Here is a 22,423-nt window from a genome sequence, read left to right as displayed (position 1 = left end):
GTTTGGCGGGGGGGGGGGGGGGGCCTTCGGGGCCGCGGGGGCCGCGGGGGGCGCCCCGGGGGGGGGCGGGGGGGGGGGGGGGGGGGGGGGGGGGGGGGGGGGGGGGGCCCCGGGCCCCCCCCCCCCCCCCCGCCACGGGCACCCCCGGGGTTCAGTACCGGACGGTCTTCAGCACCGAGTCCACGCCCGTGCCCGAGGTCAGGTAAAGGGTGTGCCCGTCCGGCCCGAGGAAGGCGTCGGTGACGGACGGCAGGCCGAAGTCGGTGACGGTCTCGCCCGGGACGGCCTCGTTCGTCGCGGTGTCGTACGCGCGGAACGCGGCCTGCGGGCCCTTCCCGCCGGTCAGCACGTAGACCCGGCGGGAGTCCGGGCTCACCCCGAGCAGGTGGGCGTCGTCCCAGGTCGGGGCGGCGGTGAAGGCCGGGCGGTAGGTGTGCGCCGCGGGGTCGACGGCGTCGACCGTGCCGGTGCCGTCCTGGAAGCCGCGCGCGTACACCGTCCGGCCGTCCGGGGTGGGCGCGATCTCGTCGCCGGCGCCGAAGTCGGCCACCGTGCCGAGGACCGCCGGGGCGTCGCCCCGGACGTCCAGGTGGTAGAGGCCGTTCTGGGTGCCGACCCAGGCGTCGGTGCCGTCGGCACCGAGCACCACCCGGTCCACGGCGTAGCCGCTCAGCTCGGTCGCACCGGTGAAGGCGCCGCGCGCGGTGTCGTAGCCGAGGACCCGGCCGGCCCGGCTGCCCCGGCGGGTGCTCCAGGGGCCGTACTGGTCGATGTACACCCGGGCCCCGTCCGGGCTGACGGTGACGCCGTGCAGCACGCCGGTGGTGAAGCCCTCGGGGCGCGGCTGGTCCGGTGCGTCGACCCGGGCGAGCTCGCGGCCGGTGGCGGTGTCGATGGTCACCAGGCTCCCGCCGACGGTCAGGTAGACCCGGCTGCCGTCGGGGCTGACGGCGGGTCGGCTGACGATGTCGAAGCCGGTGAGGGTCTGCAGGTCGGCGGTGGCGCCGGTGCGCAGGTCGACGCTGCGGACCACCCGGACCATCCCGCCGCGCGGTCCGGCGTAGCTGACCACGGCGTAGCCGCGGGTGCCGTCCGGGGTGACGGCCAGGGATTCCAGGTGGCCGCCGAGCGCGACCGTCCCGGGGGCCGCACTCTGCCGGACGGTCGGCTCCGGTGCGGCCGGCGCGGCGGCCGCGGCTCCCGTCCCGGTCAGCAGCAGCGCTCCCGCCGCCGCCAGTGCTCCCAGCCAACGTGCCTTGCGCGTCGGGCCGTTCATGGGTCCCCTCCCCTGGGTTCGTGCCGCGCCTTCGCCGCGGCCCCGCCGCGACGACGTCACGCTACGACATGGTCGAGGACCCCGGAGGCGGATTGTTCGAACGCGGTCCCAACCCGACCCGAACACGGTTCCTTCACGTCCGGGGCGGCTCCGTCGGCCGCCGCGGGAACCTGTCGGGGCGTCACGGGGGCGTCATGAGTGCGAAAACGATTCCGCGCGCCCGCGACAGTCCTCCCGCGCCCGGACGTGGCGTCACCCTTTCGGCCCCCTCCACGCGGTAGGGTCCGCTGGCGCGGCCCTCCGACACCCCGTCGGCCGGACCGCCCGATCCATGTGATCCAACGGACCCAGCGGATCCACCGGAACCACCCGAACGACCCGTACGCCCCCGTGCGACCCGAACGACCTGGAGGAATCCCGTGCCGGCTCCCGCCCGTGGTGCCCTGGCCATAGCCGCGGCCGTCCTGCTCGCCGCAGCCGCAGGCTGCTCGTCCAGTGGCGGCCACACCGCCGGGAGCGGTTCCCCGGCCAAGGAGAGCGCCCACGGCTCCGCCCCGGCCGTCGCGGGCGACGCCGCCCAGCCCGCCCCGGCCGAGATCGTCACCGGGCCCGGCCCGAAGAGCGCCTACGACGCCCAGCCGCAGCCCGCGGCGGGCAGCTGCCACTACCGCTACACCGCGGACAAGCAGCCGCTGCCCGACCCGAACTGCACCCCGGGCGCGATCAGCCCGGCGGTGAACCAGGGCAACATCAACGACACCATCTGCAAGCCGGGCGGCTACACCTCGACGATCCGCCCGCCGGTGAACATCACCGGCAAGGAGAAGGCCGACAACGCCAAGTCCTACGGCTACACCGGCCCGATGGGCGACGCCGAGTACGACCACCTGATCAGCCTGCAGCTCGGCGGCGACCCCAACGACGCGCGCAACCTCTGGGTCGAACCGCCCTCCCCCGGCCACACCCCGGGCAAGGGGCCCAACAACCCCAAGGACACGGTGGAGACCCACCTGCACACCGCGATCTGCAAGGGGCAGGTCACCCTGGCCGCCGCCCAGCAGGCGATCGCCACCGACTGGACGACGGCCGAGGCCAAGCTCGGCATCGCCAAGGGCGGCGCCGCGCCCACCGCCGGGGCGGACGCCGACGACGACTGACGGATCGTTCCAACGCTTCGGGCCCACCCCCGAACCACCCAGCCGTGGGCGGGAGTTCGGGGACGGGCCCGGTGCGGTGTCAGAGCGACTCGACCAGCTCCGCGATGGTGTCGAACGGCCGGTACGCGGCGAACTCCGCGCCCAGGGTGCGGGCCCGCTCGCGGAACCGGCCCTCGGCGAGCACCTGGTCGACCGCCCGGCCGACCGTCTCCGGCTCCGGCCGACCGGTGCGCAGGTCCAGCCCCACGCCCGCCCACTGCACCCGGGCGGCCACCTCCGGCTTGTCCTCGCTCGCCCCGGCCACCACCAGCGGCACCCCGTAGCGCAGCGCGGTCTGCACCCCGCCGTACCCGCCGTTGCTCACCAGCACGTCGGTGTGCGGCAGCAGCCGGTCGAACGGCACGTACCCGGTGGCCCGGACGTTCTCCGGCAGCCGGCCGCCCAGCAGCCCGGTCAGCGCCTCCGGCCCGTCCGGCCGGGCGGTGGCGGCCACCACCAGCACGTCCCGGTCGGCCAGCGCGCGGACCGTCGGCGCGACCAGCTGGTCCAGGTCGTCGTTGGCCAGCGTGCCCTGGGTCACCACCACGACCGGCCGCTCGCCGGTGACCTCGTCCCACCACGCGGGCAGCGGCTGCTCCTCGCCGACGTTCCCCGGCAGCGCGCCGATCATCCGGTAGGAGGCGGGCGCGTCGCTGCGCGGGTACTCGAACCCGGGGACGGTCAGTTGCAGGTACGCGTCCGGCACCGTCACCTGGGCCAGCCCGCGCGGACCTTCCGGCAGCCGGACGCCCGCCTCCGCGAACACCTTCTCCGCGTACCGCTGCAGCGGCTCGGCGCGGCGGTCCACCTCCTCCTGCAGCGAGCGGTTGCGGATCCGGCCCTCCTCCCCGGCCAGCGGCGGCAGCGCCAGGCCGAACGGCGCGGTGTCCACGCTCGGCAGCATCGACGGGGTGATCCCGATCCCGATCAGCGCCGGGCGCTCCGCCCGCGGACGGGCCAGCGCCAACGGCAGCATGCCCTGGATGAAGGCGTCGGTGATCACCGCGTCGGCCGGGAACTCCGCCAACAGTGCGAGCAGCGCCCGGTACTGGTGCGGCACCGGGTCGAGGAAGACGTGCCGCACGTCGAAGGCGATCCGCTCCGGACCGGGCGCCAGCTCGGCCCGTCCCGGGAAGGCGGCGTCGAGGTCGCGGTCGTCCCAGTCGATCTCGGCGGGGAGCGCGGCGAACCGCACCCCGGCCCGTTCGACGGTCTCCGCGAAGCGCGAGCCCCCGAGGAAGACCACCTCGTGGCCGCGCGCGGCGAGGTCGGCGGCGATGGCCAGCAGCGGGCTGACGTGCCCGTGGGCGGGCAGGGCGGTGGTGATGATCCTGGACAGCGGAGACTCCTGGGTGTCAAGCACGGTTCGTTCCGGGACTCACCGTAGGCAGGGGCGGTAGACGGCTGATCAACGAGTCGTCGACGGCTCGTCGACGGCTCGTCGGGGCGACACGGCCCGTCTGAACGACGCGACCGGGCGGTTCACCTGCCCAACACCGCACCCCCGTTCAGTCCGATCACCTGCCCGGTGAGGTAGCCGGCCGCCGGGGAGGCCAGGTAGGCCACCGCCTCGGCCACGTCCTCCGGGGTGCCGGCCCGGCCGACCAGGGTGTCGGCGACCTTCCGGGCGTGGAACTCCTCGCTCCACCCGGCGCCGAAGATCTCGGTGTCCGCCACGTAACCCGGCGCCAGCACGTTCACCGTCACCCCGTCCGGCCCCAACTGCCGTGCCAGGCCGAACGCCCAGCCGTGCAGCGCCGCCTTCGCCGCGGCGTACGAACCCGCCGAGTGCGGGCCCGCGCCGCCGCGCTGGGCGGCCGCCGAACTGATCACCACCAGCCGGCCGCCCGGGCGGCGCAGCACGTCCTGCAGCGCGGTGGTCAGCAGCACCGCGGTGAGCAGGTTGACGTCCAGGTCCCGCCGCCAGGACGCGGCCAGCGCGGCCAGGCTGCCGTCCTCGGGCGGGGTGATCACCGCCCCCGCGTTGTTCACCAGCACGTCCACCGGCCCCAGTCCGGCGATCCGGGCGGCCACCGTCTCGACCGCCGCCGGATCGGTGAGGTCACCCGGCAGCGGCACCACCGACCCCGGGCCGGCCGTGCGCTCGATGCCCGCCCGCGCCTCCTCCAGCACTCCCGCCCGGCGGCCCAGGATCACCACCCGGCAGCCGTCCGCGGCCAGCCGGGCCGCGATCGCCCGGCCGATCCCCGTCCCGCCCCCGGACACCACCGCGAGCCTCGCACCGGACACCGGTCAGGCCTCGTCGTCGTAGTAGGCGCGCATCAGCTCCGCGGACCAGGCGGGCTGCCGGACCTCACCGCGCGGGCCGAACTCGGCCAGGTACGGCTTGATGTCCAGCACCGGCGTGCCGGCCACCGCGTCCAGCCCGGTCACGTGCAGGTCCAGGCCGTCCACCCGGACCAGCGAACAGCGCGAGACCCCGATCCGGTTGGGGCGGTTCTTGCCGCGCTGGGCGAAGATGCCCACCAGCGGCCAGTCGGTGTTCCCGCGCGGGTGCCGGGCGCCGGTCTCGATCTTGTCCTCGGGCACCCGGTCGAAGTGGTAGACCACCTCCAGGTGCGAGAACTCCGCCAGCCCGTACAGCGCCTCCTCGGTGAACCGCCCGGCGTCCAACCGGATCACCGACCCGACGCTCCCCCACCGGTCGTCCCGCACGTCCTCCCGGCCCCCGATCACCTCGGCCACCGGACGCACCGTCACCTCGTCCATGTCCTCTCCCCCTTCGGCGTCGAACTGTCCACCTGTTCACCTGTTCACCGGGTACGGTAGCGATCCGCACGGCCGGACGATCAAGCGGGTGGCCCCGTCCCCGGGGTGCCCGGGCCACGGGCACAGCCGGACCCGCGGGTACCGCCCGCTACCGCGCCAGCCGCTCCGCCAGCCGCAGCAGGTCCGGCGCCCGCAGCACCCGGCCGCCGGAGCCCGGCAGGGGCACGTGCAGGGGCTCGGTCCAGCGCGGCGGGATGGCCGCCAGGCCGTAGCGGGCGCCGGCCAGGCCCCCGGTCACGGCGGCCACGGTGTCGGTGTCCCCGCCGAGGTCGACGGCGGCGATCAGGGCCCGCTCGAAGCCGTCCGTGGTGCGCAGGGCCCAGACCGCCGAACCCAGACAGGGCCAGACGGCGCCGTTGGGCTCGGTGGCGCGGTCGGGGTGCCAGTCCGGGGCGAGGACGGTGGCGTAGCGCTCACGGTGGTCGGAGTCGACGGCGGCCAGGACGTCGGGGAGTTCGGCGAGCGGGTCGGCGCCGGCGAGGGCCAGGCGGACCAGTTCGTGGAAGATCGCGGTGCCCTCCCAGGCGGCCCGGTCACCGTGGGTGAGCGCGGCGATCCGGCGCGCGGCGTCCATGGTGGCCTCGCGCCCGGCGTGGGCGAAGGCGACGGCGGAGGTGGCGGCGCGCATCAGCGAACCGTTGCCGGCGGCGCGCAGGGTGGAGTTGAAGTGGATGCCGGCCGCGAGGTCCCAGGGGTGGCCGCTGGTGAGGACGGACTCGGTCTGGATCCCGATGTCCTTGGGGTCGGCGGCGGCCCAGCGGCGGAACCGGTCGAAGATGTCCGGGCGGTCCAACTCCCCCTTTTCCAGCAGGGATTCGGCGACCAGGACGGCCATCTGGGTGTCGTCGGTGGCCTCGCCGCGCTCCCAGCCGCCGCCGGCGACGAGTTCCACGCCGCCGGACGGGAAGCGGGCGGTCAGGGCGCCGGCCGGGCCGAACTCGTAGGGCGCGCCGAGGGCATCGCCCACCGCCGCCCCGAGGACCGCCCCGGCCGCGCGCCCGGACCGCGTCGCCGCCGGGTCCCGGTCGGTCACGCCTGGCCGGGGGTGATCGGCAGGCCGCGCTTGTGCTCGGTGCGGCGGTAGTGGCCGAGGACGGTGCGGAAGACGTCCTCGCTGACCGGGCGGCCCTCCAGGAAGTCGTCCAGGGCGTCGTACTCGACCCCGAGGGCGTCCTCGTCGGGCTTGCCGGGGGCGAGGTTCTCCAGGTCCGCGGTGGGGACCTTGCCGACCAGCTCCTCGGGCGCCCCCAAGTGGGCCGCCACCGCGCGGACCTGACGCTTCGTCAGGCCGGAGAGCGGCATCACGTCGGCCGCGCCGTCGCCGAACTTGGTGAAGAAGCCGACGGCCGCCTCGGCCGCGTGGTCGGTGCCGACGACCAGGCCCCCGCTCGCGCCCGCGGCCGCGTACTGGACCACCATGCGCTGGCGGGCCTTGACGTTGCCGCGCACGAAGTCCTCGTGGGCGTGGTCGCGGAAGGTGAGGCCGGCGGCCAGCAGCGCGTCGAAGGCCGCGTCGGTCGCGGGCTTGACGTCGACGGTCAGCACCTCGTCGGCCCGGATGAAGTCGAGGGCGCGCTGGGCGTCCGCCTCGTCCGCCTGGACCCCGTGGGGCAGCCGCATCGCCGTGAAGGTCACCTGGCGCCCCTCCGCGCGCAGCCGCTCGACGGCGAGCTGGCACAGTCGCCCGGTGGTGGTGGAGTCCACCCCGCCGCTGATGCCCAGGACCAGGCTGCGCGCGCCCGAGGCCCGCAGCTGGTCGGCGAGGAAGGCCACCCGGCGCTCGGCCTCCTTCGCGGGGTCGGTGGTGGGCACCACGCCGAGGGCCAGGGCGATCTCGCGCTGGACGTCCGCGGGCAGGGTTTCGGTCATGGTGGGCTCCTTCAACTCGGTACCCCGCCATCATCCACCCGGGCCCCGACCGGACCTGCGGCGGGCCCCGGTCCCGGCCGGCATCGGCCGGGGTCGGCCGGGCCGGCCGCTTCTCAGGCCGCCGCTCCGGCGTCCGGCGCCGGGTGCCCCAGGATCTCCAGCACCACGCCGCCGTCCACCGTCTCCTGGGCGACCAGCAGCTCCGCGAGCTCGTCCAGGTGGTGCCGGTGTTCGCGCAGCAGCCCGATGGCCCGCCGCTCGGCGCCGCGCAGCAGGGCGGCCACCGCCTCGTCGACCGCGCGCTGGGTCTGCTCGGAGTACGGGCGGCGCAGCAGGTCGTCGGGGTGGTCGCCGAGGTACTGCGGGGAGCCGCTGGAGTAGCCGACCGGCCCGAGGTCCGGGGAGAGGCCGAACTCGCGGACCATCCGGGTGGCGACCGAGGTGGCGTTGGCGAGGTCGTTCGCGGCGCCGGTCGAGCCCTCGCCGAAGACCACCAGCTCGGCGGCCCGCCCGCCGAGCTGGACGGTGAGCAGGTCGGTCAGGTAGCTCTCGCTGTACAGGTGCCGTTCGGCCTCGGGGAGTTGCTCGGTGGCGCCGAGCGCGACCCCGGCCGGGAGGATGGTCACCTTGGCGACCGGGTCGGCGTGCTCGCACAGCGCGGCCATCAGGGCGTGCCCGGACTCGTGCACGGCCACGGCGTGCCGCTCCTCGGGCAGCAGCGCGTTGGAGGACTCGCGGCGGCCCAGCAGCACCCGGTCCCGGGCGTCGTCGAGGTCGGCGGCCGTGATGGTGGCCCGTTCGGCGCGCACGGCGTTGATCGCGGCCTCGTTGACCAGGTTGGCGAGGTCGGCGCCGGAGAAGCCGGGGGTGCCGCGGGCGATCCGGTTCAGGTCGGCCGCCGGGTCGAGGGTCTTGCCGCGGGTGTGCACGGCGAGGATGGCGGCCCGCTCGGCCTGGTTGGGCAGCGGCACGGTGACCTGGCGGTCGAAGCGGCCGGGGCGCAGCAGGGCCGGGTCGAGGGCGTCCGGCCGGTTGGTGGCGGCGATGACGACGATGCCGGTGCTCTGGTCGAAGCCGTCCATCTCGGAGAGCAGCTGGTTGAGGGTCTGCTCGCGCTCGTCGTTGCCACCGATCCGGGTGCCGCCCGCCCGCCGGCCGCCGACCGCGTCGATCTCGTCGATGAAGATGATGGACGGCGCGCGCTTGCGGGCTTCCTCGAACAGGTCACGGACCCGGGAGGCACCCACGCCGACGAACATCTCCACGAAGCCGGAGCCGGTGACGGACAGGAACGGCACCGAGGCCTCGCCGGCGACCGCCCGGGCGAGCAGCGTCTTGCCGGTGCCCGGCGGGCCGACCATGATCACACCGCGCGGCCCCTTGGCCCCGGCGGCGGCGTACCGCTCGGGGTTGCGCAGGAAGTCGACCACCTCGCTGACCTCCTGCTTCACCCCCTCGTACCCGGCCACGTCGGCGAAGCCGGTGGCGGGCCGCTCGGCTTCGATGATCTTCGCCCGGGAGCGGCCGATCGCGCTCAGCCCGCCGCCCAACGAGCGCGCGGCCATCCGGCCCGACCAGAGGAACAGTCCGCCGAAGATCAGCAGCGGCAGGAACAGCAGCAGGCTGGACCAGATCGAGCTGCCCCCGCCGGAGCGGCTGCCGGTGACGTTCACGTGCTGGTCGGAGAGCGCCCGGCTGAGTTGGGAGGTGTCCAGGGCGGTCGGGATCTGGCTGGTGAAGCGGGTGCCGTCCTTGAGGGTGCCGGACACCCCGCCGGTGTCGCTCACGTCCACGGTCTGCACCTGACCGGCGTCGACCCGGTTGAGGAGGTCGGTGTAGCCGTAGCGCGGGCCGGTCGGGCTGGGCTTGGAGAGCAGCACCAGCAGGAGCAGCGTCACCAGCACGGCCACGGGCAGCAGCCAGCGGCGCAGCGCCGGCGCGGGCGGCTTGGGCGGCGTCCCGCCGGGGCCGGGGCCCTGTCCCGGTCTGCCTCCCGGGCCGCGCCACGGTCCGGTCCCCCGGCCGGGCGGGGTCGCGGGGTGACGCACGGCCCGCAGCCGCGTTCGTACGATCATCCACGCTCACCGCCTCTCCGCCTCGCGGCCCCTCCGACGCCGCCGGGCCTCACCCCGGCCCCGGCGCGGGGCCCACCCTCCATGGTCCACCCCTCCATGGTCGACCCCTCCGGCCCCGGACGGGAGCTTGAGCGGGTACCGGTGGCCCACTGCCCGCCCGGCCGGGCCCGGCCCCGGGGGGGAGGGTCCGCCCGGGGCACGCCCGGCGAGCGGGCCCGGACCGCGCACTCCGCGCTCGGCGTGGCGCGCTCGGCGTGGTGCGTGCGGCGTGGTGCGTGCGGCCGACGGCTCCGGCCCGGCCGCCGCCTGCTGGTGGTGGGCGGGGTTCTCCTGCTCCTGCTCCTGCTCGCCCGGCCGCTCGCCGCCGCCTCCGTAGCCGCTTCCGCCCTCAAGGATCCGCACCCGAGCGGCCGCTGACACACCGCCGACCAGCGACGAAACCCGTGTTCTAGAGTCCTCCCATGAACAATCCGGAAGACCTCCCGATACCCGCCGCACCGCAGGCCCACGTCGAGCCGCGCGCCGGGGACGCCGACCGGGAGGCCGTGGCCGATCGGCTACGCGTCGCCGCCGGGGAGGGCCGGATCGACCTCGGGGAACTGGAGGAGCGGCTCGACCGGGCCTACGCGGCGCGGACCTACCGCGAACTCGACGCCCTGGTGACGGACCTCGGCCGGCGGCCGGAGGACGAGGCCGGGACGGACGTGCTGGTCCTCAAGCCCTCGATGAGCAACATCAAGCAGGCCGGCCGGTGGACGGTGCCCCGGCGGATCGTCGCCGAGTGCAGGATGATGACGATCACCATCGACTTCACCGAGGCGGTCTGCGCGCACCGCGAGGTCACGGTCGAGGCGACCTGCCGCTCGGGCCACATCCGGCTGATCGTCCCGGCCGACTGGGGCGTCACGGTGGACGGGTCGAGCACCAACACCGGTCACATCGTCAACAAGGCGGCCGGGACGGCGGAGCCCGGATGCCCCACCGTCACCGTCGTCGGCCACCCCGGGTCGGGCCGGATCAAGATCAAGCAGAGCCGCCGCTGATCCGGCCCGGGGGGATCGTCACGAGAAGTCGAGCGACTCCGTCCTGGTCCGCTTGAGCTCGAAGAACTTCGGGTACCCGGCCAGCAGTCGGACGCCCTCGAAGACCCGCAGGGCGTCCTCCCCGCGCGGGATCGCGCTCAGCACCGGGCCGAAGAAGGCCACCCCGTCCACATGGATGGTCGGGGTGCCGACCTCCTCGCCGACCGGGTCCATGCCCTCGTGGTGGCTCTTGCGCAGGGCGATGTCGTACGCGGTGCTGTCGGCCGCCTCGGCGAGCTCCTCGGGCAGCCCGGCCGCGACCAGGGCCTCGCGGATGACGGTGTCGTCGGCGGGCCGGTCCTGGTCGTGGAAGCGGGTCCCGAGCTCGGTGTAGAGGTCGCGCAGCACGTGCTCGCCGTACTGTTCGGCCGCGGCTATGCAGACCCGGACGGGGCCCCAGCCGGTGGTCATCAGGCGCTGGTAGCGCTCCGGCAGGTCGGTGCGGCCCTCGTTGAGGACGGACAGGCTCATCACCCGGAAGGTGAGGTCGAGTTCGCGCTGGCGGGCGACCTCCAGGATCCACCGGGAGGTGATCCAGGCGAAGGGGCAGACCGGGTCGAAGTAGAAGTCGACCTTGGTGGCCTTCGGGTCGACGGTGGCCGTGTGCTCGGTCTCGTGCTCGTTCTCGTGCTTGTTCACGCGGTTGATCCTAGGGCCTGATTGGACCATTCCACAGAGCCAATCACAGCCCATTCCGGTGGGCCACTTCGGTGGGCGACTTCGGTTGCCGCCGCTCAGCTGCAGGTGGTCCCGTCGGCGGGCACCGTACCGTCCAGCAGGTAGGCGTCCACGGTCCGCTTCAGGCACGGGTTGCCGGTGTTGTACCCGCCGTGGCCCTCGCCGTTGAGGGTGACGGTGACGCCGACGCCCGCGCCCAGCTGCTGCGCCATCGTGCGGGCGCCCTCGACCGGGGTGGCCGGGTCCCCGGTGGTGCCGACCACCAGGATCGGGGCGGCGCCCGGAGCCGAGACGTCCGGGTGGTCGGTCTTGCCCGGGACGGGCCAGCCGGTGCAGCCGGTGAGGCCCCAGGCGGTGAAGGCGCCGAACACCGGGGAGGCGTCGCGGAACTGCGGCAGCTGCTGTTCGACGTCCTGGTCCGAGTAGCGCTGCCGCGCGTCCACGCAACTGATCGCCCGGTTGGCGGCGTTCAGGTTGTTGTAGTGGCCGTCGGGGTCGCGCCCGAGCAGCGAGTCGGCGAGCTGGAGGAGGGTGTCGCCGCTGCCCGCCTGCATCGCCTCGGTGAGCCCGGAGGCCAGCGCGGGCCAGGTCTGCTTGCTGTACAGGGCGCCGGCGATGCCGGTGATGGCCAGGCTCTCGGTGAGCTGGCGGCCGCTGCTGGTGGGCAGCGGCGCCTGTTCCAGCTTCTGCAGCAGGTCGGTGATCCGCGCGGTGCCGTCGGCGCCGCCGCTGCCGGTCGGGCAGGCGGCCGCGTCCTGGGTGGCGCAGGCCTTCATGAAGTCGTCGAGGGCGAGTTGGAAGCCCTGGGCCTGGCCGAGGGCGGCCTGCTGCGGGTCCTTCGTCGGGTCGACCACCGAGTCCAGGACGACCCGGCCGACCTCCTTGGGGAACAAGTGCGCGTAGACGCCACCGAGTTGGGTTCCGTAGCTGATGCCGAAGTAGGAGAGCTTCTGGTCGCCGAGCACCTGCCGCATCAGGTCGAGGTCGCGGGCGGCGCTCTCGGTGTCCACGTACGGCAGCACCGGGCCGGAGTTGCGCTCGCAGGCGGCGGTGAACTGGGCGTTGCTGTCGTCCAGGCTCTTGACCGCGGCGGGGGTGTCCGGGGTGCTGTCGACGGCGGCGTTGACGTCCATCGCCCGGTCGTCCAGGCACTTCACCCCGGCGCTGTTGCCGACCCCGCGCGGGTCGAAGCTGACCAGGTCGTAGCGGGTGTTCAGGGTCGCGTAGACGGGGGCCAGGGCCGGCAGGGTGGCGACGCCGGAGCCGCCGGGGCCGCCGAAGTTGAAGAGCAGGGAGCCGATCCGGTGCTGCTCGTCCTTGGCCCTGCTCCGGATCAGCGCGAGGTCGAGGGTCTTCCCGTCCGGCTCGGCGTAGTCCAGCGGGGCCTTGAGGGTGGCGCACTCCCAGTCGCTCGCGGGTGGGGTGCCGCCGCCCTGCGCGGCGCTCGGAGCCGGGCAGGCCTTCCAGGCCAGCTGCTGGGCGGCCAGGCCGGTGGCGCTCGCAGCGGTGACCGGGGAACTCGGCGCGGGCTCGGCGGCCGAGCGGTCCTCGCCCTGGCAGCCGGAGACGGGGGCGAGCAGCAGCGCGACCAGGCCTAGCGCGCCGGCACCGCGGACGACGGTGTGCATGGGGCGGTCCACCTCTCGGGTTGGCCGGGCGGGTCTGCCGGGCGGGTCTTCCGGGCCGGACGGACGGTTGGGACGGGCGGGTGTGACGGGCGGGCGTGACGGGCGGATCCGCCGAACGGGCAAGGCGGACGTCGGCGTCGGGCGTTCGCACCGGGCGGGTGCCGCAGCCGGGTGCCGCGGGCCGTCCCGGGTGGGGCCCGCCCGGTACCCCGGTGCCCCGGTCGCCCGGCGCGCGGCGAACGGCGTACGTCCTGGCACGTCGGGACGGCGCACGCCCCGGCGTCCGGCACCGTCGGCGCACCACAGACCCTAGGGGCCCCGGCACGTCGACGCCCGTCGGAGTCTCCGGACGGGGGGCGTGCGCCGACCGGACTACCACCGGCCGAGCAGGTGAGGGTTCAACCGGCCCACGGGGTGGCAGCCTTACCGCCTGCCGCCACCACCGCGGCGCACACCGGGTCACGGAGGGCACGTTGGGCACGTTGGGCACCGACACCGATTTCGTCAGCGTGGACGTCTTCATCACCACCGGCCGCCAGGAGGTCCTGCTCCAACTGCGCGACGACAAGCCGGACATCCTCTGGCCGGCCTACTGGGTGGTCCCCGGCGGCCACCGCGAACCCGGCGAGACGCCGTACCGGACCGCCGTGCGCGAACTGCGCGAGGAGACCGGTCTGCACGTGCCCGGTCTGCGCCCGTTCCATCCGGTGCTCGCACCGACCGACCGGAACGGCCCACGGCGGCGGGCCTTCCACGCCCTGGTGGACGTCGACCCGGCCGAACTGGTCCTCGGCGAGGGCCAGGAACTGCGACTGGTCCCGTTCGCCGAGGCGCAGCGGATGAAACTGCCGCCCGCGCTCAAGGGCTACCTGCGCCAGCTGGAGGCCCGGCTGGCGGTCGGGCGGACCCCGGACTGGGCGGTGGTCGACGACATCCACCGCCATCTGTCCGACCACCGGGCGGGCATCGGGCTGCCCTTGCTGCACCTCCAGGTGGTGAAGATCCAGGAGGAGGCCGGGGAGGTCGCCGAGGCCCTGCTCGGCGTGCTGGGCGCCAACCCGCGCAAGGGGGTCAGCCACAGCACGGCCGATCTCCAGGGCGAGCTCTGCGACGTGATCACCGCCGCCATGGTCGCGCTGCGCGACACCACGGCGGACCCGGGCGCCGTCCTCGCCGCGCACCTGGCCGACTGGCGGCCGCCGCAGCGGAAGGAGTAGGCGACAACGGGAGGGGGCGGGCGGTTCGCCGTCCGCCCCCTCCCGCCGACCTCGTTCGACGTCACCGGATCCCGCTTGCCATCCTTGCTTCGCATGCTATCTTGCATTGCATGGTACCTGGCATCGCAAGCTCGGACGGCGAGGGCGGTCCCCGCAGGCCCGACCCGCCCGGCGACGGCTCCGACGCGGCTGACGGGCCCGTGGCGGCCGACGGCCCCGTGGCGACCCAGCTGCGCAAGGGCTTCCTGGAGTACTGCGTCCTCGCGCTGCTGCGCGACGGCCCGCGCTACGGCGTCGAGCTGCTCCAGGAACTCGGCCGCCACCCGATGCTGGCGACCAGCCAGGGCACCATCTACCCGCTGCTGTCCCGGCTGCGCCGCGCCGGGCTCGCCGACACCTTCCTCCGCGACTCGGCCAGCGGCCCGTCCCGCCGGTACTACACCCTCACGGCGGAGGGACGGAGCGCGCTGGAGGAGTTCACCGCGCTGTGGCCCGCCTTCCGCGCCACCATCGACCACGTCCTCACCCCGGGAGAGCACCCGTGAACAACCCCATCGAGCACCCCCTGGTCCGCGCCCACCTCGACGCGGTCGCCCGCGGCACCGCCACGCTCCCGCCGGAGCGCCGCCGCGAACTGCTGGCCGACCTGCGCGAGCACATCGAGGTCTCGCTCACCGAGGCCCCGGTCACCGAGGAGGCCGTCCGAGCCGTCCTGGCGCAGCTCGGCACCCCGCGGCAGATCGCCGACGCCGCCCTCGCCGAGGAGGGGCAGGCGCGGCCCGCCCCGGAGACGGCGGGCTGGACCAACCTCACCCTCGCCCTGGCCGTCCTGGCCCTGCCGCTGTCGCTGGTCCCGGCCGTCGGACCGGTGCTCGGGTTCGCCGCGGCCGTCTTCGCGGCCGTCCGGGTGACCAGGTCGCGGCAGTGGACGCGACGGGAGAAGCGCCAGGCGACGCTGCTCCTGGTCTCGCCGCTGGTGCTCACCCCGGTGCTCGCCGTGGTGGTCTCGGTCCTCTCCGCCGGCCTGACCCCCGGCGCCGTGCTCGCCGTCTGCGCGCTGGGCTTCTGCCCGAGCCCGGTCGCGGCGATCCGGCTCTCCCGCTCCGCCGCCCGCCTGCGCGCCGCCGACCTCGCCGTCTGAGCCCGGCCGCGCGGGCGGGCGGGTCGATGGGTCGGCGGGTCGGCGAGTCGGCGAGTCGGCGAGTCGGCGAGTCGGCGAGTCGGCGGGTCGGCCAACTCCACGACCACGAAGGGGAATCGGCGTCGAGGCGGGCCTGCACCTCCCCGTTCGCCCGCTTCAACTCCCCCATCGGCAGCGTCGTCCCGGTGGCGGGCCGATCGGCACCCCCGAGCCGGGCTTTCCCTCTCCGGAACCTCCCGATCGGCACATGTGCGGGCGGCCCGCAGCGCGCGAGGATGACGGTCATCGAGGCCCCGCCCAGGGGTCCGGGAAAGGGAGACCCGCCATGACCGTCATGACCGCCGCGACCGCCGCGACCGCCGCGACCGCCGCGACCGCCGCGACCGCCATCACCGTCGCAGTTCCGCCCCTCCTCGGCTCACCGCAGTTCCAGCCCCGGCCGGCCCCGCACCACGTACGCAGGCAGCCGCAGCTCGCCCAGCACCGCCTGCGGCAGCCGCAGCCCGAACCGCCGCCCGACCGCGCCGAGGGTCCGCCGGTGCACGCCCGGGAACGGCGCGCCGCCGGGTGCGCAGGGGGTGACGCCATCGGCCTCCAGCACGCTCGCGGCGACCAGCTCGGGGACGAGCAGATCGGGCTCCTGCCCCCAGCGCCAGCGCTCCTCCCCCAACCCGAAACCGCACAGGACGGCGCCGTCCCGGGCGTAGTCGAGCAGGGCGGGCGGCTGCTCCGGCATCGGCCGGAAGTGCACCACCTCCACGCCCTCGCGCGCTATCTCGGTGAGGAGTTCACCGCCGGTCGAGTCCCCGTACTCGATCGCGAAGGACCAGCCGTCCGCCGAGCCGACCCTGATCACGCCGTCGCCGTCGTCACCGGGGCGGTAGACCTCGATGTCCAGGTCCCAGATCTCCCGCCCGCTGATCGGCCCGGTGGCGGCGGCCGGATCGGCCCCCATCCGACGGGCCAGTTCCTCGGGCGGGATGCCACGGGCGAACACCACCCCGGTCACTTCCCCGCCGGTTTCCGCCAGCCACTGGATGCCCTCACCGCCCCGCTCCTCGGCCTCGCGCGAACCGTCACCGACGACGCCGATCATGACGCCCCTCCCCTCGCGCCGGCCCTGCGATGGCCAGGCGCAGCCGGTCCGCACCCTAACCGAGAACGCCGACATGCAACGCCGAACGGCCGGGCGGAGGATGGTGGCACAGAGGAACTCACTTGGGGCGCGCCGCCGTTCGCCCGGCGCCACCGCCGCCCGGGCGACTCCTGTCCACGACCGCTCCCGGTACCGCACCCCCGGAGCCCACCATGCCTCCCCGATCCGCCCGCGCCCGCCCGCTCCGCCTCGCGGCCTCCGCCCTCGCCGCCCTGCTCACCGCCGGCCTCGGCCTGGCCGTCCCGGCCTCCGCCGCCTCCTCACCCGCGCCCACCGCCCCCAAGGTCGTCTACCTCACCTTCGACGACGGCCCGAGCCCGCAGTACACCGCGCAGATCCTCGCCGTCCTCGCCCGGTACGGCGCCCCCGCCACCTTCTTCGAGACCGGTCAGAACGTCGCCGCGAACCCCGCCGTCACCGCCCAGGTCGCCCGCCAGGGCGAGAGCGTCCAGAACCACACCTGGTCCCACCCCGATCTACGGAAGCTCTCCCTCACCGAATTCAACGCCCAGATCCTCGACACCGACCACGCCATCCACCAGCAGACCGGCCGAACCCCCAGCTGCCTCCGTCCGCCCTACGGCTTCGTGAACACCACCGTCCAGTCCCGGGCAGCCCTCCTCGGCAAGACCATCGAGCTCTGGACGGTCGACCCCGCCGACTGGTCCCTCCCCGGCACCCCGACCATCGAGCACCGCGTCCTCACCGCCGCCCGCCCCGGCTCGGTCGTCCTCCTCCACGACGGCGGCGGCGACCGCAGTCAGACCGTGGCCGCCCTCCCCACCATCCTGACCACCCTCCGACAACACGGCTACACCTTCGGCGTCCTCTGCTCCTGACCCGCTCAGCCCTGCACGGTCGACTGTCCGTCGCTCAGCGCCCAAGGCGGAGAGGACTCGGGACCAGCGAGAACCTCAAGGCTCAACGGCTCATACTCGCGCTCACTCTGACGAACCGTGAACCCGGCCGAACCCGGAATCCCGGATCATGGCCGCGAGCATGGTCCGCTGCAGTTCCCCGTAGTGGCGGAACGCTGGGTCGTCCCACTGGTCCAGGCGGCATGCGCGACTGAAGCAATCCCACAGTCGCGGATGGCAGTTCCAGGAGACGGCCGGCGGCCACCAACTCCTCACGCACTCGCTCCGCCACGACCTCGTCACTCGCCTCACCCAACATCCCAGCACTCCAACCAACGAGAGGATCAGCGTTCATGGCCACTGTCCACACCCCGCCCGGCGGGAACGTGGAGGGCATACCTTCTCAAGGGATCCCATGAGGCTCGTCGAGCAGGCCGACGTCGCAGCGTCGGCCGGCAAGGAGCAGCCGTGCCCGCCACAGTCGATGTCGTCGCCGGGTCCGGCGGCGGTCGGCCGGTCGACCGCCGCGCGGCGGTGGCGGTATGACCGGTCCCCTCGCCGTCCTGGTCAACGGGCTGCCCGGCGCCGGAAAGTCGACCCTGGCCCGCATGCTGTCGCGTCACCTGGGGCTGCCGCTGTTCAGCAAGGACGTCATCAAGGAAGCCCACGCCGATGTCCTGGGCGTCGAGCGGGCCGACTCGCCGCAGCGGCGCTGGAACGCCTCACTCGGCGCCGCAGCCGGCGCCACGATGTGGGCACTGCTGGCGGACGCACCCGCCGGCGCCGTCCTGGAATCCTGCTGGCCGACCGACTTCCGGGGCTTCGTCGTCCGGGGCCTGCGCCGCGCCAACGACCCCGCTGTGGTGGAGATCTGGTGCGACGTCCCCTTGGCGACCGCCCGGCACCGATTCGAGGCCCGTCATCCACGCCATCCGATCCACGGCGACCTGCTGACAGACGACGACTGGGAGCGCTGGCGGCGCACCGCGCGCCCTCTCCGGCTCGGCCCGACGCTGCAGGTCGACACGACCCACCCGGTCGACGTGCAGGCCGTCGTCGCCTGGATCCGCAGCCCGGGGCACCGCCGTCACGCCGACCACGACACGGAAGGATCGCCCGACAGCCCCTGAGCCGGCCCGCGCTCGCGCCCGGAGCGCCCGGAGCGGCCGGAACGCCCGGCGCGGGAAGTCGATCCGGCCGACTTCCCGCGCGCCGCCCGATTCGCCCCGGCGTCAGGCCCTCCGGCGCGACATGGCCCTGCGCGCCAGCAGGCCGTAGACCGTGGCGGCCACCACGATCCCCACCGGGAGGGCGAGGTCGACACCGGTCAGCGCCGCGACCGGGCCGGTGTAGAGGGTGTCGACGCAGAGGGCCGAGGTGGTCACTCCTGCCAGCAGGGCGATGGCACCCGCCGGGTTGATGCCCGCGCGGTACCAGAACGGGCTGCCGGGTGACTCGTCGGTCAGGGCCCGGCCGTCGTAGCGGTTGCGCCGCAGCAGGATGTCGGTGGCGTAGATGGCGGTACTGGGGCCGAGGAGGACGACGGTCAGTTGGAGCACATTGCTGACCGTGTCGAGGAAGTTGGAGACCAGCAGCGCGTAGAGGGTCAGCGCCACCGCGACGGTGCCGTCCACGAGCACGCTGAGGGTGCGGCGGATGCGGATGCCGACGGCCTGCAGGGCGAGGCCGGCGCTGTAGGCGGTGAGGGCGTTGACGGCGATGGTGCCGATGACCAGGGAGATCAGGAAGACGGGGTTGAACCAGCCGGGCAGGATCTTCTGGAGCGCGGCCTGCGGGTCGGTCATGTCGACGGTGGTGGCCCCGAGTACGCCGAGGCCGCCGACGACGACGCTGGGTAGGAAGCCGCCGAGGGCGGTCCAGCCGAGCACGGCGCGCGGGGAGGTGGTGGCCGGCAGGTAGCGGGAGAAGTCGGCGCTGGTGGTGTACGAGAGCGGACCGGAGGCGATCAGGGTGACGCCGGCCAGGACGGCCGCCCACTGTCCGCCACCGCCGAGCGGTTCGGGCCGGCTCCAGCCGAAGTCGGCGTGCCGGAGGATCGCGTAGCCGACGACGGCGAAGGCGGCGGCGAGGGCCAGGGTGATCGGCAGATAGAGCCGCACGATCACGGCGTGTCCGTACACGCTGATGGTGAGCGTGACCACGACGATCGCGATCACGATGGCGATCTTGATCGGGGTGTTCGGGGTGATCCCGGCCTGCTCGGCGAGGGAGAACGCCGCCACGGCCGCGGCGGCGAGGTTCAGCGCGAAGTAGCAGACGGAGATCATCCACCCGGTGACGGCGTTGTTCACCCGGTTGCCCCGGACGCCGTACATCGCGCGCGTGATCACCTCGCTGGGCGCGCCGGCGGCCGGTCCGGAGACGGCCAGCAGTCCGGTGCCCAGCCAGAACAGGTTGCCGACGACGACCACCGTGAAGGCCTGCCAGAGGCTGAGCCCGCTGAGCACGAGGGCGCCGCCGACCACCAGGTTGAGGTAGTTGACGCTGGCCGCCGCCCAGACGGGGAAGAGTTCGCGGGCCCGGCCCCGCCGTTCGGTCTCCGGGATGTGGTCGATGCCGTGCACCTCGACCCGGCCGCTCCGCTCCTGCTGCGAATGCGGTTGCGGGCCGGGATGCGAGCCCGGGCCCGGGTTCAGGTGCGGGTGCGGGTCCGGGTGCGGGGACTGCCGGGGAGATGGTCCGGTGGGGAAGTCGGACTGGGGGTGGTCCGGGAGCGTGGACGCCATGGGGGCCCTCCGTGGGGGTGTCGTGCCCACCTGCTTGCTTATTGGTCGCACACTCAATAGCATCCGCCACATGACGTCAAGCGTTCAGCGCAAACGGATCCGGAAGTCTCCCGACGACCGCCGGGCGGAGATCGTCGAGGCCGCCGCCACCGTCGCCCTCACCGAGGGCCTGGAGTGCATCACCCTGCGCCGGATCGCCGAGCAGCTGGACGTCAGACCGGGCCTGATCAGCCACTACTTCCCGGCCGTGGAGGACCTGGTCGCCGAGGCCTTCGGCAGCGCCGCCACCGCCGAACTGGAGACGCTGCTGCCCGCGGACCCGCCGGACGGGTCCGCGCTGAACCACCTCGCCCGCTTCTTCGCCCGCACCACCGGCCCGGCCTACGACGACATGAGCCGGCTCTGGCTCAACGCCCGCCACCTCAGCCGCTACCGCCCCGTCCTGCGCGAGCGCGTGCTCGGCCAGGAGTCGCTGTGGCGGGGCCGACTCGGCGGCGTCGTCCAGGCGGGCGTCGACCAGCGCGAGTTCCGGACCGAGGACGCCGAGCTGACGGCCGTCCGGATCCTGGTGGTGATCGACGGCCTCGCCTCCCACGCCAACACCGGCCTGGGCAACCACCCTTCGGCCGTCATCCGACTCGCCGCCGCCACCGCCGAACGCGAACTCGGCCTCACGGACGGCGCTCTCGCCCTGTCCGGGTGACCCCCACCGATCCCGACCGACCCCGACCGACCCCCACCGACCTCGACTCCCCCACCCCGCACCACCGCTGGAGCCGCCGTGCGCACCTCCCTCGTCCTCCTCTCCGCCCGCCTGCTCGACCCCGCCTCCGGCGGCTTCCTCCCGCAGACCGCGCTCGCCGTGGTCGACGGCCGGATCGCCGCCCTCGGTGATGACCGGACCATCCGCGAACTCGCCGACGCCGCAACGACGGTGATCGACCTCCGGGGCGCCGTGGTCACCCCCGGCCTGGTCGACGGCCATCTGCACCCGGTCACCGGAGCCGAGCTCACCCACGGCCTGGACCTCTCCGGCTGCACCGACCTGCCGTCCGTCCGCGCCGCCCTCGCGGCCGAGGTCAAGGGCCTCGCCCCGGGCGCCTGGCTGCACGCCTGGGGCCTGGACCCGAACGTCTTCGGCGACCGCCCGGTGGAGGCGGCCGCCCTCGCCCCCGTCCTGGACGGCGTCCCGGCGCTGCTCCAGCTCTTCGATGCCCATTCGATGCTGGCCAGCCCGCGCGCCCTGGAGCTGGCCGGCGTCGACGGCCCCCGCACCTTCGCCCAGGCCGCCGAGGTGGTCTGCGACGCCGACGGCCGCCCCACCGGCCTGCTGCTGGAGGACGCGGCCTGCGAACTGGTCGAGCGCGCCGCCCCGCAGCCCACCCGCGCCGAACGCCGCGACCGCCTGGCCGCCGCCCTGCGCGCGATGGCCGCCACCGGCCTCACCGGCGGCCACGCGATGGACGCGAACGGCGACAGCCTCGACCTCTACGCCGAGCTGGACGAGACCGGCGAGCTGCCGCTGCGCCTGCGGATCGCGCCCTGGTGCCAGCCCGGCGTGGATCAGGACGGGCTGCGCGCGCTGCTCGAACTGCAGGGCCGGGGCGGGCGGTTGTGGCAGGTCGACGGCGTCAAGCTGTTCATGGACGGCACCATCGACAACGGCACCGCCTGGCTGGAGCGCCCGGACTGCCACGGCGAGTCCACCCACGCCTTCTGGCCCGACCCGGCGCACTACTCCCGAGTGATCGAGGAGCTGCACCGGGCCGGGGTGCCGACCGCCACCCACGCGATCGGCGACGCGGCCGTCCGCCACGCCCTCGACGCCGTCGACCGGGCCGCCTCGGCGACCCCGTCCGGAGCGTCCGGGCGGACCACCCCCGTCCGCCACCGGATCGAGCACATCGAGACCGTTCCGGACCAGCTGGTGCACCGCTTCGCCGAGTCGGGCGTGATCGCCTCCATGCAGCCGACCCACTGCTGCGACTTCACCCGGGCCGACCACACCGACAACTGGTCCCGCCGCCTCGGCGAGGAGCGTGCCGACCGCGCCTGGCGCTGCCGCGACCTGTGGGACGCGGGCGCGACCGTCGTCCTCGGCTCGGACTGGCCGATCGCCCCCTACCCGCCGCTGGGCGTGATGGCGGGTGCCCGCCACCGCCGCCCCACCCGCGACCTCGACCAGCCCCCGCACAACCCCGGCCAGGCCCTCACCGCCCTGGAGGCATTGCGCGCGATGACCGTCAACGCGGCCTTCGCGGCGGGCGAGGAGCAGCTCGCGGGCCGGATCGCGGTCGGCCACCGGGCCGACCTCACCGTCCTCGCCGCCGACCCGCTCACCACCCCGGCCACCGCGCTCGCGGAGGTCCCCGTCCTGCTCACCGTCCTGGACGGACGCCCCACCCACCGCGCCGACCGCCTGTCCTGACGGACGGCGACACACCCCCACCAGCACGAACCACCAGCAGGAACCAGCAGCACCCGGCACCACCGCCCCGACACCACCGGGCGGTGGTGCCGGGCTTTCCGTACCAGCCGTCCGCCCACCCGTCCAGGTGCCCCCAGGGGAACCACCCCGGTGCCCCCAGGTGCCCCGGCGGGGTGGGGATTCCCCCCGGGAATCACGGCGGCTCGCCCCAGCGCGCCCGACCCCCTCCTCGGCGGAGGATTCTCTCACCGGCCAAGAGCGCCGGAGGAATTGAACCGATGTG

General features: G+C 74.6%; 21 protein-coding genes. 10 read left to right on the top strand and 11 right to left on the bottom strand.

What is annotated here, in order from left to right; all coding sequences use genetic code 11:
• Positions 1-151: 151 nt before the first annotated feature.
• The gene (locus ACIP4P_RS37185; RefSeq protein ID WP_400926431.1) at positions 152-1,276 is read right to left on the bottom strand and encodes a hypothetical protein; all 1,125 of its coding nucleotides are present in this window, start codon (positions 1,274-1,276) and stop codon (positions 152-154) included.
• Positions 1,277-1,695: 419 nt separating this feature from the next.
• On the opposite strand from ACIP4P_RS37185, the gene ACIP4P_RS37180 reads away from it, so the two are divergent.
• The gene (locus tag ACIP4P_RS37180; protein ID WP_400926428.1) at positions 1,696-2,433 is read left to right on the top strand and encodes a hypothetical protein; all 738 of its coding nucleotides are present in this window, start codon (positions 1,696-1,698) and stop codon (positions 2,431-2,433) included.
• Between the two features lie 79 nt (positions 2,434-2,512).
• On the opposite strand, the gene ACIP4P_RS37175 is transcribed toward ACIP4P_RS37180, so the two are convergent.
• From ACIP4P_RS37175 to ftsH, 6 genes are all read right to left on the bottom strand, one after another.
• Positions 2,513-3,835, bottom strand: coding sequence for a nucleotide disphospho-sugar-binding domain-containing protein (locus tag ACIP4P_RS37175; protein ID WP_400926425.1), 1,323 nt, complete (start codon positions 3,833-3,835; stop codon positions 2,513-2,515).
• Positions 3,836-3,954: 119 nt separating this feature from the next.
• Entirely contained in the window at positions 3,955-4,722 is a 768-nt protein-coding gene (locus ACIP4P_RS37170) for an SDR family NAD(P)-dependent oxidoreductase (protein ID WP_400926422.1), read from the bottom strand.
• A 3-nt stretch (positions 4,723-4,725) separates the two neighbouring features.
• The gene (locus ACIP4P_RS37165; RefSeq protein WP_400926419.1) at positions 4,726-5,202 is read right to left on the bottom strand and encodes an SAM-dependent methyltransferase; all 477 of its coding nucleotides are present in this window, start codon (positions 5,200-5,202) and stop codon (positions 4,726-4,728) included.
• A 148-nt stretch (positions 5,203-5,350) separates the two neighbouring features.
• Positions 5,351-6,295, bottom strand: a complete 945-nt coding sequence (locus tag ACIP4P_RS37160) for an ADP-ribosylglycohydrolase family protein (protein WP_400926416.1) — start codon at positions 6,293-6,295, stop codon at positions 5,351-5,353.
• Positions 6,292-7,131: an ammonia-dependent NAD(+) synthetase gene (gene nadE, locus ACIP4P_RS37155; RefSeq protein ID WP_400926413.1), complete on the bottom strand. Its 840-nt coding sequence runs from the start codon at positions 7,129-7,131 to the stop codon at positions 6,292-6,294. Before nadE ends, ACIP4P_RS37160 begins: the two co-directional genes overlap by 4 nt.
• Positions 7,132-7,244: 113 nt before the next feature.
• Complete coding sequence (gene ftsH, locus ACIP4P_RS37150) at positions 7,245-9,206, bottom strand: ATP-dependent zinc metalloprotease FtsH (RefSeq protein WP_400926410.1); 1,962 nt, start codon at positions 9,204-9,206, stop codon at positions 7,245-7,247.
• A 96-nt stretch (positions 9,207-9,302) separates the two neighbouring features.
• Here ftsH and ACIP4P_RS37145 point away from each other — a divergent pair, with 96 nt between their 5' ends.
• Positions 9,303-9,623, top strand: coding sequence for a hypothetical protein (locus ACIP4P_RS37145; protein ID WP_400926407.1), 321 nt, complete (start codon positions 9,303-9,305; stop codon positions 9,621-9,623).
• Positions 9,624-9,667: 44 nt separating this feature from the next.
• Positions 9,668-10,249: a DUF1707 domain-containing protein gene (locus tag ACIP4P_RS37140; RefSeq protein ID WP_400926404.1), complete on the top strand. Its 582-nt coding sequence runs from the start codon at positions 9,668-9,670 to the stop codon at positions 10,247-10,249.
• 18 nt (positions 10,250-10,267) lie between these two features.
• Here the strand turns inward: ACIP4P_RS37140 and ACIP4P_RS37135 are convergent, their stop codons facing one another.
• Positions 10,268-10,927, bottom strand: coding sequence for a disulfide bond formation protein DsbA (locus tag ACIP4P_RS37135; RefSeq protein WP_400926401.1), 660 nt, complete (start codon positions 10,925-10,927; stop codon positions 10,268-10,270).
• Positions 10,928-11,022: 95 nt separating this feature from the next.
• Positions 11,023-12,594, bottom strand: a complete 1,572-nt coding sequence (locus ACIP4P_RS37130) for an alpha/beta hydrolase (RefSeq protein ID WP_400926398.1) — start codon at positions 12,592-12,594, stop codon at positions 11,023-11,025.
• Positions 12,595-13,076: 482 nt separating this feature from the next.
• On the opposite strand from ACIP4P_RS37130, the gene ACIP4P_RS37125 reads away from it, so the two are divergent.
• The 3 genes from ACIP4P_RS37125 to ACIP4P_RS37115 all read left to right on the top strand — a co-directional run bounded on the left by ACIP4P_RS37125 (position 13,077) and on the right by ACIP4P_RS37115 (position 14,952).
• Positions 13,077-13,811, top strand: coding sequence for an NUDIX domain-containing protein (locus ACIP4P_RS37125; protein WP_400926396.1), 735 nt, complete (start codon positions 13,077-13,079; stop codon positions 13,809-13,811).
• Between the two features lie 110 nt (positions 13,812-13,921).
• A complete protein-coding gene (locus tag ACIP4P_RS37120; RefSeq protein WP_400926393.1) occupies positions 13,922-14,356 on the top strand; it encodes a PadR family transcriptional regulator in 435 nt (144 codons plus the stop codon).
• A complete protein-coding gene (locus ACIP4P_RS37115) occupies positions 14,353-14,952 on the top strand; it encodes an HAAS signaling domain-containing protein (RefSeq protein ID WP_400926390.1) in 600 nt (199 codons plus the stop codon). Before ACIP4P_RS37120 ends, ACIP4P_RS37115 begins: the two co-directional genes overlap by 4 nt.
• 418 nt (positions 14,953-15,370) lie before the next feature.
• On the opposite strand, the gene ACIP4P_RS37110 is transcribed toward ACIP4P_RS37115, so the two are convergent.
• The gene (locus ACIP4P_RS37110) at positions 15,371-16,048 is read right to left on the bottom strand and encodes a DUF6461 domain-containing protein (protein ID WP_400926387.1); all 678 of its coding nucleotides are present in this window, start codon (positions 16,046-16,048) and stop codon (positions 15,371-15,373) included.
• 212 nt (positions 16,049-16,260) lie between these two features.
• On the opposite strand from ACIP4P_RS37110, the gene ACIP4P_RS37105 reads away from it, so the two are divergent.
• On the top strand, positions 16,261-16,947 hold the full coding sequence (locus tag ACIP4P_RS37105) for a polysaccharide deacetylase family protein (RefSeq protein ID WP_400926384.1): 687 nt from the start codon (positions 16,261-16,263) through the stop codon (positions 16,945-16,947).
• 560 nt (positions 16,948-17,507) lie between these two features.
• Positions 17,508-18,095: an AAA family ATPase gene (locus ACIP4P_RS37100; protein ID WP_400926381.1), complete on the top strand. Its 588-nt coding sequence runs from the start codon at positions 17,508-17,510 to the stop codon at positions 18,093-18,095.
• Positions 18,096-18,197: 102 nt separating this feature from the next.
• Here the strand turns inward: ACIP4P_RS37100 and ACIP4P_RS37095 are convergent, their stop codons facing one another.
• A complete protein-coding gene (locus tag ACIP4P_RS37095; protein WP_400926378.1) occupies positions 18,198-19,712 on the bottom strand; it encodes a purine-cytosine permease family protein in 1,515 nt (504 codons plus the stop codon).
• 70 nt (positions 19,713-19,782) lie between these two features.
• Between ACIP4P_RS37095 and ACIP4P_RS37090 the strand changes: the two genes are divergently transcribed.
• Positions 19,783-20,415 carry a TetR/AcrR family transcriptional regulator gene (locus ACIP4P_RS37090; protein WP_400926375.1) on the top strand — a complete coding sequence of 211 codons (633 nt, stop codon included), beginning with the start codon at positions 19,783-19,785 and terminating at the stop codon, positions 20,413-20,415.
• 78 nt (positions 20,416-20,493) lie between these two features.
• Positions 20,494-22,140, top strand: coding sequence for an amidohydrolase (locus ACIP4P_RS37085; protein ID WP_400926372.1), 1,647 nt, complete (start codon positions 20,494-20,496; stop codon positions 22,138-22,140).
• The last annotated feature ends 283 nt before the right edge of the window (positions 22,141-22,423 follow it).

This window comes from Kitasatospora sp. NPDC089509 (genome assembly GCF_044749365.1).
In the GTDB taxonomy this organism is placed as follows: domain Bacteria; phylum Actinomycetota; class Actinomycetes; order Streptomycetales; family Streptomycetaceae; genus Kitasatospora.
This window is presented reverse-complemented; position numbering and strand designations above follow the sequence as displayed.